Origin of the sequence: Mesorhizobium sp. M4B.F.Ca.ET.017.02.2.1 (genome assembly GCF_003998955.1) — a bacterium.
Lineage (GTDB): Bacteria > Pseudomonadota > Alphaproteobacteria > Rhizobiales > Rhizobiaceae > Mesorhizobium > Mesorhizobium abyssinicae.
In genome coordinates, this window is record NZ_RZOF01000021.1 from 23,364 (window position 1) to 35,210 (window position 11,847).

Sequence of the window (11,847 nt, forward strand, 5' to 3'; positions counted from 1 at the left end):
ACATGCGTATCTCGGAAGCTGCAACTTCAGAGGGTGGCCGGGTTGGTTCAATGCGGGAAGGAACCCTCGATCAGAAGTTCCTTTTGCAGGGCGACGACGACTCGCCGAACAACTACCTACTCAACGTGGGCCTGACCGGATCTGGCGGTTGGGGCACACCTCGCCACCGGCACAATTTCGATCAGATTCGCTATGTCCTGAAGGGCAAGTATCCCGCCTCCCCCACCAAGATCATGGATGAAGGTTCGGTGGGTTACTTTCCCGAGAGCGTCCACTACGGACCGCAGGATCGCCCCGAGGGGTTGGAGATGATGGTGATCCAGTTTGGGGGAGCCAGCGGATCCGGTTTTTTGAGTACACCACGCAGGGAAGCTGCCAACGAAGCGCTGAAGGCCAAGGGCGAATTCAAGAATGGCGTTTTTACTTGGCTCGATGAAAAAGGCCAAAAGCACAACATGGACGGTTCTGCCGCCTGCTTCGAGGAAGCGACTGGCAAGAAGCTGGTTTTCGCACCGCCTCGCTATGACGACATCGTGCTGATGAACTCAGAGTCCTATGCCTGGATTGAGACCGAAGCCGCCGGCATCTTCACCAAGCTCCTGGGCACCTTCACCGAACGGGGAATTCGTATCAGCCTGATCAAGGTCGAAGCCGGCGCAACCTTCAACACCGGGACGCGATCGGCGATCGAAGTGCTTTTCATGAGCAAGGGCAAGGTCACGGTTGGCGGCAAGACCTACGGGGAGAAAACCGCGATCGAGTTGCTTCCGTCGGACAACCCCTTGAACATCGAAGCGCAGGACGAAGCTCTGTTCTTCTCTGTCACGTTGCCGAAGTTTTGACGGACGAACTTCCCTGGGAGCGACCTCCCGGATGGAGACAGCCTGTTTCCATCCGGCCTATTCTGAAACCTTCTCGTGGCAAAGCTCGAGCCCGATCTGCTCCACGCAGGACACGAGGTCGCGACGCGGCTGATCCATTTCGTATCCTTCGCGGAAGAATACCGCGATGTCGCGCTTCAGCGCCGGATCCTCGAACGGAAGCGAGAGCAAACGTTGTTCGGCCACCTCCGTTCGCACAGCATGGGCGGGGAGGAGCGCCAAATGGTCCGTTTCGGCCACCAGTGACTTCAGCAGCGATACGGATCCGCAGACCGTCACCTGCACAGGAAGCTCCACCTTCATCGTCCGCACAATGTTGTCCAGCACGGTATGTGTGCGTCGCGACGTCGGACTGATCCACGGATACCGGACGAGTTGCTCCCAGGTGAGGTCGGTGACTCCCTGCAGCGGATGATTGGGACTGGCAATGACGCACAGCGTGTCGCGAAACAAAACGCGCTGGCGGAGTCCGTCAAGCATATCGAAGACCTCGGTCAAGCCGATCACGAAATCGAAATCGCGGCGTAGCAATCCGGTCAGCAGGTCGATCTGCGCATTTTCAACCACCTGCAAACGGGCGTCCTGATAGGTCTCACGCCATCGGCTCAGCGCCAGCGGAATGATTCTACTGGCAAGGCTCGGCAAACTCCCGATGCGAATTGACTCCGCTTGGCCCTCAAGGATATTCCGAAGGTCGCGCTCCGCCAACTGGATTTCTTCGCGGATCAGCCTTGCGTAACAGTAGAGAATATCGCCCTGTTTTGTGGTGACGACGCCATTGGGCCCACGTTCGAGCAGCTGCATTCCTACAGATGCCTCCAGCCGGTCCATCGAAGTCGACAACGCCGGCTGTGATATCCCAAGCAGTTTGGCCGCGCGGTTCAGGCTGCCGTGCTCGATGATGGTCGCAAGGTAGAGCAGCTTCTTGGGATCGATCTCCATAAACTAAGCCTATCCTCCCTGTCCCGTGAAGGGGAGTCTTCGGGGAGACCGAAACTCACACCCTCGAGCGACGTTCGGCGATCGTCTTGGCCACCGTATAGCTTTGGTACATCTCCGGACCACCCTCGCGGCCGATACCGCTTTCACGATAGCCACCGAAGGGCGCGTCCGCTCCAGGGCTGGTAAAGACATTGACCGCAACAGAACCAACCTGAAGCTCCCGCGATAGATAGTCCGTCCGCTCGACCGAGTTTGAGAAGACGAACGCGGCCAAGCCCATGCTGAGGCTATTGCTGATCTCCAGAGCCTCATCCATCGAGGCGACCGGCGCGCATGGCGCGAGCGGGCCAAATGGCTCTTCATTCATGATCTTCGCCTCGAGGGGGACGTCCGCCAGCACCGTCGGTGCATAAAACCAACCGCGGTTTCCGACCCGACTGCCGCCGGTAACGACCCGGGCGCCTCGGGCCACAGCATCATGGACGAAATCCGCCATGGCGCCCAGGCGGCGATTGTTGGCGAGTGGTCCCATCTGCACGCCATCCGCAAAACCGTCACCGACCTTGAGTGCTCGGGCCTTGGCCGCCAGGCTGTCGACAAAGTTTTCATAGACCGACTCATGGACGAGAAATCGGGATGGCGCCGAGCAGAACTGTCCCGCCATCCTGAATTTCCAGTTGGTGGCAAGCCGCGCGACTTCCTCTGCATCGACGCCCTCATCGACCAATACAGGAGCGTGCCCCCCCAATTCCATCAGGACCGGCTTCATCGTCTCAGCGGCAAGGCGCGTCAGGTGCTTGCCCACTCCGATCGATCCAGTCAGCGTGACAAGACGTGTGATTGGAGACAGCACCAGAGTGCGTGATACTTCGTCCGGGTCACCGAAAACGACATTGAGGACGCCGGCGGGCAACCCTGCGTCGAGGAAACATTGCGCGAAAAGACAGGCGGTCGCGGGGGTTTCTTCGGCAGGTTTGAGAATGATGGAGCATCCCGCCGCCAGCGATGCGCTGATCTTTCGCGATGGTGCGCTCATCGGCACGTTCCACGGCGTAAAGGCCGCGACCGGGCCGATCGGTTCGCGCACAACGAATTGCTGGATGGGTGGATCGGTTGGAACTATGCGGCCGTAGAGGCGCCGGATTTCTTCCGCGTCCCAGTCGAGAAAGGTGGCGGATCTTTCAATCTCCGCCAGAGATTCGCTCAGCGTCTTGCCTTGTTCGAGGGTGAAAATCGGCGCGATTTCGGCTGCACGCTCCCGCACCACTGCCGCGGCACGGTGCATGATCGCGGCGCGTTCCGAAGGAGGCGTCTTGCGCCAGACCTCAAAGCCGCGGGCAGAGGACTTGAGCGCGTTTTGAAGGTCCTCCGCAGTCGCCTTGGGCACTTGTCCGAGAATGGACTCATCGCTCGGATTCTCAACGTCGCAAACTGGAGGACGGTCGTAGATCCACTCCCCATCGATCAGCAGGCCGATCCGCGGATAGATTGGTTTTGCCTTGACGTTCACGTTGCAGGGTCCTTTTCAGATTACCGTATTAAGTCCTTGCGGACCTGCCGGCGAAGCCGGTTCCGGAAGTCGACATTCGCGGCGTCACAGCTTCGCCGACAATCGCTGCACGACTTGCGTGCCCGGGATCACTTGAGACTGCCATCCAGGAAGGACAGCACCGCGTCCTCGGCGATCGCGGCACCACGCGCTCGCTGGCCCCAGGTTTGTGCACCGATATGCGGAGCCAAAATGACATTGGGCAAGGCGGCCAATCGTTCCGGAACGTTCGGCTCATCCTCAACGACGTCCAGCGCGGCCCCGGCAATGGCTCGGTTCTCCAGCGCTTCAATCAGCGCGTCGGTGTCAACGAGGCTTCCGCGAGCAACATTTACGAGCCGGCCTTTCGGTCCAAGCGCTTCAAGTTGGCTAGCTCCGATTACATGCCTGAGGCCGGGCGACGCAGGAACAGCGAGAACCAACACATCAGATGCGGCTGCCAGTGCAGACCATCCGTCATGCAGAGAGGCCCCCAAGCCGGCGTTGGACTGGCGATCGAGCGCGGCGAGTTTCATGCGCGAAGCCGTTGCCCGAGCCGCGATGGCCTGGCCAATCCGACCGCTCAGACCTGCGATGCCCATGGTCATGCCGACGACGCTATCCCCAAGGACGAAGCGCTCTTTGCGCCATTCTCCGCTGCGGGCAAACCTGTCGGCATTGACGAGGTTGCGACATAGCATGTGCGTGAATGCCATCGCCAAATCCGCTACATCGTCGGTCAGCGCCTCGCCGACACACCGCACCTGCACTTTGCGCTTTGACAATGCCTGTAAGTCGATGCGCTCCTGTCCCACCCCTTGCGATACGACGAAACCAAGATTGGGCAAGGCGTCCGCGATCTCGCCACTGCAGCCGCGTGTCGCGCTGGTCATCAGAACCCGCACGTCGGCGCGGTCCGCCTCTGGCAAGGCCGGAATCTCCTCCGGGCTGGCCACGACGCGCACCAGACCCAGGCCTTCCAATCGAGGGTAAGACATGCCTGCGAGGGCAGGAAAAGCAATGACTGAATACATTCGTCTGATGTCCGGCCGCGCCGTTCTTTAAACAGAACCGGAAACTATCGGTCCCCCTTTTCAACGGCAACAAACGTTGGAGACGGAAGAGAAACGGCCATAGCTTTTTGTTATATCCATTGGATCAAAGTGGATCGGCAAAGAGCTTAACGAGCTTGCACGCCAGCGGTATCGGGGCTCGAAACGTCGACTTCGACTTTGAAGATTGCGCTATTGCGTTTTCCAGCGGCCATATCTTCTTCTGTACCGATGAAGGTAGTCGCAAAGAGCGTGCTCCCGTCGCTGCCTCCCAATGTGCATGAGATGCCGGACCCGGCGAACTTGAACCGGTGGGTGATTTCCCCGCCGTCGAGAACGCGCACAAACTCGCCCGTATTGCAGATTCCGACCCAGATTGCGCCTTGCGCATCAGCACAGAGGCCGTCCGGCTGTCGCGAGCCTAGATCGGCGAACATCCGCCGATTGCTAAGGTTTCCGGCCACATCAATATCGAACGCCGTGAGCCGCCCCTCCCACGTTTCGGCGACGATCAACGTTCGCCCTTCATTGATGACAACTGATCCGTTTGGAAAGTCGATATTGTCAGCAACCGTCACGACGGTCCCGCCGGGATCCACGCGATGGAGCCAGGTTGGTTTGCGAGGTTCGCCTGCAACAAAATCATAGCCGAAATTGCCGACGTAGATGCGGTCCTGCGGGTCCACGGCGAAGTCGTTCAGCCATCCTGTCGCATGGTTCGACAGGTCGGCATATTCACTGAGCTTGTCGCCATCGAGGCGAAGCAGCCTACAATCCTTGGCCGAGACGATGATCAGCGTTCCGTCCGCCAGAAATCCCAGCCCCGAAGGACGGTTCGGCACATCGAACACCCTCCGGCGTTGTCCTTCGGCTGTGAGCGCGTAGACCTTGTGGTCGAAAACATCGGACAGCCAGAGCAGTCCCTGGTGCCACTTTGGCGCCTCCAGGAACATGAAATCCTGGGCGACGAGCTGTGGTTCAAGTTCGATCATTTCATTCACCGGCGTCCGCAGACACTCATCACTCACCAGCCCCCGTCGCAATGAATGTCTTGTCCCGTAATGAGGTCGGCGTGGGAAGATGAGAGGAAGATCGCGAGGTTTGCGATGTCGACCGGCTCGATCCTGCGCTTCAGACTTTGACGTTCAAGAATCCATTGGTGATATTTCTCACGATTTTCGCCGAAATGCCGCCACTCGGCTTCAGACACGACCGCGCCAGGTGAGATGCCGTTCACATTGATTCCATGGTGCCCAAGTTCGCGCGCCATTGACTTGATGAGCCCGTACATGGCGCCTTTGGAGGCGACATAGGGGACGAAGCCCTCCCAATGTCCTGTGAGGGTCAGCGACGTCAGGTTGACGATCTTGCCGTAGTTCTTCCGCTTCATGTGTACGCTGCAAGCGCGCGAAATCACGAAGGCGGCCGAGGAGTTGATCCGAACTTCTTGCTCGTATTCTTCAATCGAGAACTGCTCATGCGGCTTGTTGACGACGAACGCTGCATTGTTGACCAGAACGTCGATCCCGCCGACCTCCTCCGCCAGCGCGGTAACCGCTTTCTCGGTTCCCGCCAGATCGTTGAGATCGCATCCGAAGTAACTCACGCCTTCGCCAAGCTTGGCAAGTGTCGCGTCAACGTCCGACATTTCCGGGCGATCGGCGGCGATCACTCTCGCTTCTTCTTCGCAATAGCGCTTCACCAAGGCCTGTCCGATCGTGCCGAGGGCGCCAGTGATCAGAACCGTCTTGCCAGAGAGAATTCCCATGCTGCCTCCAGACAGATAGCTAGCGTAGCGGTCCTTTGCGGGCCGCAGATCCTGCAAAAAATGCGCGGCGCCAAACGCCGATTTGCTTAGAAAGCGCCAAGGGCGAGAACGCGTCCGCAGCTTCAACCTAACGCGAACGTTCAAACCGCTCTTCCCATCCCAACCCGCACATGACTGCGATTGGACGGGGTGGAAGTTTCCATCTTCACATCAATTTTGAAACCGCAAAACGCACGCGAGCGGCCTCGCATATAATTTTGGATTATATATCACTCAGACGAAGTCGACATGGGAAATGATAGATCGCCCGGAACGTGGCATTGAGATGCGGCCTCCGATTAATGTGGCCGTCGTCCAATCTGAATGCAGGCCCTACGATGTCTGATGTCCCTGATCTTGTACACGTTCTGGCTGATCATACGGTCCAACTCAGCTACGATGATGTTCCTTCCGATGCGCGCGAGGCGGCCAAAAAGTCCCTTTTGGACACGATCGGGGTCATGTTGGCGGCGAGTGGCCTGGAGCCGGCCGTACACGGCGTCATCGATATCATTCGAGAGAGTGCTGGAGCACCACAGTCCACGGTGCTCGGCTTGCCAGGCAAAGTCCCTGCCCTCTCGGCAGCGTTAGCCAATGGCGCCCTGGCGCATTGCCTTGACTATGACGACCAAACTCCGTGGGGGCAGCATTCTGGGAGTTCAATCGTTCCTGCCGTCTTAGCGGTCGCCGAACGGCAGGGCGGCGTGTCGGGAAAGGAATTGATAGCAGCGATCGCGGCAGGACAGGACATTTTCGCGCGCTTGCGCTGCAACGTAGGTTGGAAAAAGGACTGGAACCTCTCAACAGTGTTGGGAGTGTTTGCCGCAACCGCCGCAGCGGCAAGGGTGATGTCGCTGTCTCCTAAGCAGACCGCCGATGCTCTCGCTATCGCAACGATGCAGTCGAGCGGCATCATGGAGATGGTTGCAGGCCGGGGTAGTGATCTGCGCGGTCTCTATGCCGGGTTTTCAGCCAGGGGAGCCGTTCTCGCGGCAATGATGGCTGAACGCGGAATTACAGGCATCGATAAGGCTTTCGAGGGTGAATACGGTTTTATGAGAACGTATTTCAACGGCCAGTATGACCGTCAGGCGATCGTCCGGAACCTCGGCTCCGAGTTCCTTGGCAGCGGAACGCTTTACAAACGCTGGCCGTGTGTCGGAACGGCGCATAGCCATATGAAAGCGGCTATCGACATCATGACGGAAAACGATCTGCAACCCGAACAGATTTCCGAGATCCGACTGCACGTTGGAGACTACCATGACCTGATGTGCCAACCTTTGGAAGAACGCCGCGCGCCGGCGACCTTGGCAGATGCGAAGTTCAGCCTGCCATTCCTGGTTTCTGTCGCGATTGTCCGTCGTGGCATGAGCGTCAAGGATTTTTCCTCCGTCGGCCTGTCCGACCACGAGGTGCTGGCCGTTGGACGCAAGATGCATCTCATCAGCGACCCAGCGCTGGACTGGAAATTGGAACTTCCGTTGGGTCGGGTCCAAATCCTGGCGCGGGATGGAAGGTCTTGGGTCCGGGAGGGAATTGCCGTGCCCGGCAATTCCGACAATCCCCTGTCGTGGGATGACATATGCGCAAAATTTAGGGAATGCGCTTCGGTCAGCATGACCCCTGTCGCCGCGACCAAGATTCTGCGCGCAGAATCCCTGGCTCGCTCCCTCGAGGAGTTGCCGGACGCAAGTGAGTTGATCCGCGCCGCAGCCTGACGTCACCCGAAACGAGAAATCTATATGCCGGCGGTTTGCCCACCGTCGACGACCATCGCATGACCCGTGACGAAGCCGCCCGCATCCGAGCAAAGCCAAAGCACCGTTCCAGCAATCTCCTCCGGTCGCCCCATGCGCCCAACCGGCTCCTGCTTGATAATTCGAGCTCTGCCTGCCTCGGTGTTGCCTGTGTAGCGGGCAATCATCGGAGTATCGATGATACCCGGACAAATCGCATTCACGCGAATACCTTGGTCCGCATATTCGAGTGCAGCAGCCTTGCTCATCGCGGTGACACCGAACTTTGAAGCGCAGTAGGCGGATTGTTGGCGGATGGCGAGCACGCCGGCGCCTGACGACGTATTGACGACGGCGCCGCCGCCGTTGCCGAGCATGATTTCGATCTCGTATTTCATGCAGAGAAAGACACTTTTGAGATTCACGGAAATTACCCGGTCAAAGAGATCTTCCGAAATGTCCGCGATCATTGTGCCTGGCTGTTCGATGCCAGCATTGTTGAAGGCAGCATCGAGGCGTCCGAAGGTTGCTACCGTCAGGTCGAGAGCGGATTTGACATCCGAGGCTTTTGTCACGTCACACACGATCGAGAGGACCTTGCCGCCGAATCCCTCGATTTCGGCCACAGTGCCCTGGAGGCCTTCTTCGCTGATATCTGCTACGGTCACTGCCGCGCCGGCACGGGCGAAGGCCACGGCCGTTGCACGACCGATGCCGCTGCCGGCGCCAGTAACAAAGGCGACTTTTCCGACAAAATCGACGAGCGGTATGTTGGTCATGTCTTGTATTCCATTCTGATGCGTTCGAGATCGCTCATGTCCGAGCTTCAGCCGCCCGTCTTGGACTTGGCCTTGTTGCCGCCAACGGTGTAGATAGCGGCTGCGGCAACGACCACCATGCCTTCGATCAGGCCCTGCCAGTTCGCGCCGAGATTCATGATGTTGAACCCGTTGGTCAGGGAATAGAGCAGCAAAGCGCCAGCGAGGGTCTTCACGACACTGCCCGCGCCGCCGAATAGCGATGTGCCGCCCAGGATTGCCGCCGCGATAACGGTCAGCTCTGCACCTTGCAGGCCCGCCGGATTGATCGAACGCAAGCGGCTCGCGAAGAGGATTCCGGCAAGGCCCGCAGTGGCACTGCAGAATACGAACGCCAACAGCTTGTAGCGTGTGACATTGATGCCGGAGAGGCGGGCTGCTTCGGGATTGCCTCCAGATGCGTAAATGCGACGTCCCACCATTGTGTAGCCTAGCGTAAACCAGACGGCGCCCGAAAATAATCCCATATAGATCACGGGATTGCGTAAAACCAACTCTCCGCCGCAAGCCCAAGCGACGAGGAGAAACGCAGCTCCCCCTGCCGCCGTGCCAATTGAGACCGGCCGCAATGCGCCACCGGCACTGTAGGCCTTGAACAAGCCAGATGCGCCAAGGACTAAAAGCAGGATACCGGCGACCAGCAACAGCCAGAACACGTCGTGGCTACCGCCCTCAACGGCCTTCATCGTTGCGACGACCGCGGGATCAGATGCCGAAAGTGAGCGACCATCGGTATAGATGAGGACGAGACCGCGTACGGCGGTCATGGTGCCAAGTGTCACGATAAATGCGTTTATCCCGACATACTGAACGATGACACCGTTGATCAATCCTATGCCCATCGCCCCGGTCAGCGCCAATGCGGCAGCGGGCCAGAACCCGATCGCATCGGCATTGCCTATCAGCAGAACCGCCGCAAATGCCGCCACCGAGGCGACGGATAGATCGAAGTTGCCGCTGATAAGCACCACCGTCATGGCCACGGCCATGATGGCGATGAGGGAAGATTGGTAGATCACATTGGAAAGATTAAGCACGCTCAGATAGTTCGCGCGTCCTAGATAGGTCGTGACGATCGCAAGTGTGATGATGAGTAGAAATAAGGCGTAGTATACGCCCATCTCGCGAAGGCCTAACAAACGACGCCAATCCGTTTTCGGCAGGTTCGTTGCGGAAACCTGCGACATGTTATTATTTTGCGACTGGGTATAGCCTGCTGTGTTCATCGCTTTTCTCGCTGTCACTCAGGAGTCGATTGGGAGGTTTGAGGCTTCAGGGTTTGCACTTTGCCCGCCCGCCAGCAGCAGTAGTTCGGTCTCTGTCGTCTCGTGGATCTTTCGCTCGGCAATGCACCGCCCATCTCGCATGACAAGGATCCGGTCGGAGACGGCAAGAAGCTCTTCAAACTCCGACGACACAATGATGACCGATTTGCCCTCCCCCGCGAGTTGACGGACCAGGCGCAAAATCTCGGTCTTGGCGCCGATATCGATCCCCGCCGTGGGTTCATCCAGAAGGAAAAGCTTCACGTCGCTGAAAAGCCACTTGGCGATGGTGACCTTCTGGGCGTTCCCTCCGCTCAGTTCTTTCACAAGGATTTCCGGGGAATCCGCTTTGATCGAGAGCAAGCGGATAGCTTCCCAACCACGCTCGCGCTCGCGCTGAGCCACGGGAAGAGAATTGAAAACAGATACTCCCTGCAGGGCCGGGAGAGATACGTTGCGCCAGATCTCAAAGTCGGGGACGAGGCCTTGAGCCATACGATCTTCAGGCACCAGGCCGATGCCGGCCTTAACCGCGGCGCCGGTGTTTCGAGGTAGGCTCTTGCCGTCGACAACGACTGAGCCGGTCGCGTACTTGTCAGAACCATAAATCGCGTGAAGCAATTCGCTACGACCCGAACCGAGCAGGCCAGCGACGCCGACGACTTCGCCACGCGCAACATCAAAAGACGTGGCAGAGAGCTTGCCCGGCGAGGCGAGTTCACGCACCCGCAAGGCAGGGTCTTGGTTCGCGGAAACCGGCTCAAGGGTATGGCGCTGCTGTGCCTCGTGCTCTAGGGCGACGATCTGCTTTCCGACGATCGCTTCCGCAATCTGGTTCTCGTCCAGATCGGCCGTTGCGGCCCGCAGCACGGCCTTGCCGTCACGGAGCACTGTTACCTCGTCGGTGAGAGACATCACTTCGTCGAGAAAATGCGAAACGAACAGGATGGCCTTGTTCTCTCCTTTGGATAGGAGCCTCACCGTTGCATAGACCAGTTCCCGTTCTTCCGACGCCAGCGAAGCGGTCGGTTCGTCCATCACGATCAGATCCGCGCCCGTGCCAAGGGCTTGAAAGATGGAAACCATCTGCCGTGCCCCTATAGACAAGGAGCCGACCAATTCGCCCGGATCCAACCGGTACCCGATGCGCTTGCATAACTCTTCGAACTGAAGCCGAGAGCTGGAGGAGCGTCGCCAACGACCGTGGCTCCCGAGGAAAACATTCTCCAAAACGGAAAGAGTTGGAACCAGCGGGATGTGTTGATGGATTGTCGCGACACCCATGTCGTTGGCGGCTTTGGGACTATCCCAGGAAACGGGCTGACCCCGCCAGATGATTTCCCCTAGCGTGGCGCGGTAGGCGCCGGAGAGGATTTTGATAAGAGTAGACTTGCCGGCGCCATTGGCGCCCAGCAAGCCATGCACCCTGCCCGGCCTGATATCGAGATCGACGCCGCGCAGCGCCAGCGTCCCGTTTGGGAACGCTTTTGCGACGCCACGCAATTGCATGATCGGCTGGTCAAGGTGCATGGATCGATGCTCCCGAGATAGGATCGCTGCGACAGCTATCCTACCACTGCTCCGGACAATCGTTGATCTTGTCCTTTGTGATCTGGGGCATGTCGTAGCTGACGAAACGAGCCTTGGGCGTATCGGGCTTGGTCGCTGCTTCATACATGGCCTGGAACATCAGCTTCCCGAGCAGCTTCGGCCGGGTGCAGACGGACCCGTACATCTCGCCGGTTAGAATGGCGTCGTGGCCAAGCTTGGAACCGCCGCCCGTGGCAATCAGCGTAGCTTTCGAACTCGCAGCAC

General features: G+C 58.6%; 10 protein-coding genes and 1 pseudogene. 2 read left to right on the forward strand and 9 right to left on the reverse strand.

Annotated features, from left to right (window positions below):
- Positions 1–2 precede the first annotated feature (2 nt).
- Entirely contained in the window at positions 3–842 is an 840-nt protein-coding gene (locus tag EN738_RS04970; RefSeq protein ID WP_127282733.1) for a hypothetical protein, read from the forward strand.
- 57 nt (positions 843–899) lie between these two features.
- On the opposite strand, the gene EN738_RS04975 is transcribed toward EN738_RS04970, so the two are convergent.
- From EN738_RS04975 to EN738_RS04995, 5 genes are all read right to left on the reverse strand, one after another.
- Positions 900–1,823 carry a LysR family transcriptional regulator gene (locus EN738_RS04975; RefSeq protein ID WP_127282734.1) on the reverse strand — a complete coding sequence of 308 codons (924 nt, stop codon included), beginning with the start codon at positions 1,821–1,823 and terminating at the stop codon, positions 900–902.
- 55 nt (positions 1,824–1,878) lie between these two features.
- Positions 1,879–3,333 (reverse strand): NAD-dependent succinate-semialdehyde dehydrogenase, encoded by a 1,455-nt coding sequence (locus tag EN738_RS04980; protein ID WP_127282735.1) that lies wholly within the window; start codon positions 3,331–3,333, stop codon positions 1,879–1,881.
- 128 nt (positions 3,334–3,461) lie between these two features.
- A complete protein-coding gene (locus EN738_RS04985) occupies positions 3,462–4,385 on the reverse strand; it encodes an NAD(P)-dependent oxidoreductase (RefSeq protein ID WP_127282736.1) in 924 nt (307 codons plus the stop codon).
- Between the two features lie 146 nt (positions 4,386–4,531).
- Entirely contained in the window at positions 4,532–5,395 is an 864-nt protein-coding gene (locus tag EN738_RS04990) for an SMP-30/gluconolactonase/LRE family protein (RefSeq protein ID WP_127282737.1), read from the reverse strand.
- A 32-nt stretch (positions 5,396–5,427) separates the two neighbouring features.
- Positions 5,428–6,171, reverse strand: a complete 744-nt coding sequence (locus EN738_RS04995) for an SDR family oxidoreductase (protein ID WP_127282738.1) — start codon at positions 6,169–6,171, stop codon at positions 5,428–5,430.
- Between the two features lie 377 nt (positions 6,172–6,548).
- Here EN738_RS04995 and EN738_RS05000 point away from each other — a divergent pair, with 377 nt between their 5' ends.
- Positions 6,549–7,931, forward strand: coding sequence for an MmgE/PrpD family protein (locus tag EN738_RS05000; protein WP_127282739.1), 1,383 nt, complete (start codon positions 6,549–6,551; stop codon positions 7,929–7,931).
- A 20-nt stretch (positions 7,932–7,951) separates the two neighbouring features.
- Here EN738_RS05000 and EN738_RS05005 read toward each other — a convergent pair whose 3' ends face one another.
- The 4 genes and pseudogenes from EN738_RS05005 to EN738_RS05020 form a co-directional block, all read right to left on the reverse strand.
- Positions 7,952–8,728 carry a glucose 1-dehydrogenase gene (locus tag EN738_RS05005; RefSeq protein ID WP_127282740.1) on the reverse strand — a complete coding sequence of 259 codons (777 nt, stop codon included), beginning with the start codon at positions 8,726–8,728 and terminating at the stop codon, positions 7,952–7,954.
- A 47-nt stretch (positions 8,729–8,775) separates the two neighbouring features.
- Complete coding sequence (locus tag EN738_RS05010) at positions 8,776–9,993, reverse strand: ABC transporter permease (protein ID WP_127282741.1); 1,218 nt, start codon at positions 9,991–9,993, stop codon at positions 8,776–8,778.
- Positions 9,994–10,011: 18 nt separating this feature from the next.
- Positions 10,012–11,562, reverse strand: a complete 1,551-nt coding sequence (locus EN738_RS05015) for a sugar ABC transporter ATP-binding protein (RefSeq protein ID WP_127282742.1) — start codon at positions 11,560–11,562, stop codon at positions 10,012–10,014.
- A gap of 40 nt (positions 11,563–11,602) precedes the next feature.
- Positions 11,603–11,847: pseudogene (locus EN738_RS05020) on the reverse strand (sugar ABC transporter substrate-binding protein); the annotation flags it as partial.

Coding starts and splice junctions, on each gene's coding strand:
- EN738_RS04975 (WP_127282734.1), bottom strand. CDS start 1,823: ATGGAGATCGATCCCAAGAAGCTGCTCTACCTTGCGACCATCATCGAG.
- EN738_RS04985 (WP_127282736.1), bottom strand. CDS start 4,385: ATGTATTCAGTCATTGCTTTTCCTGCCCTCGCAGGCATGTCTTACCCT.
- EN738_RS05005 (WP_127282740.1), bottom strand. CDS start 8,728: ATGACCAACATACCGCTCGTCGATTTTGTCGGAAAAGTCGCCTTTGTT.
- EN738_RS04970 (WP_127282733.1), top strand. CDS start 3: ATGCGTATCTCGGAAGCTGCAACTTCAGAGGGTGGCCGGGTTGGTTCA.
- EN738_RS05015 (WP_127282742.1), bottom strand. CDS start 11,562: ATGCACCTTGACCAGCCGATCATGCAATTGCGTGGCGTCGCAAAAGCG.
- EN738_RS04995 (WP_127282738.1), bottom strand. CDS start 6,171: ATGGGAATTCTCTCTGGCAAGACGGTTCTGATCACTGGCGCCCTCGGC.
- EN738_RS04990 (WP_127282737.1), bottom strand. CDS start 5,395: ATGATCGAACTTGAACCACAGCTCGTCGCCCAGGATTTCATGTTCCTG.
- EN738_RS05000 (WP_127282739.1), top strand. CDS start 6,549: ATGTCTGATGTCCCTGATCTTGTACACGTTCTGGCTGATCATACGGTC.
- EN738_RS05010 (WP_127282741.1), bottom strand. CDS start 9,993: ATGAACACAGCAGGCTATACCCAGTCGCAAAATAATAACATGTCGCAG.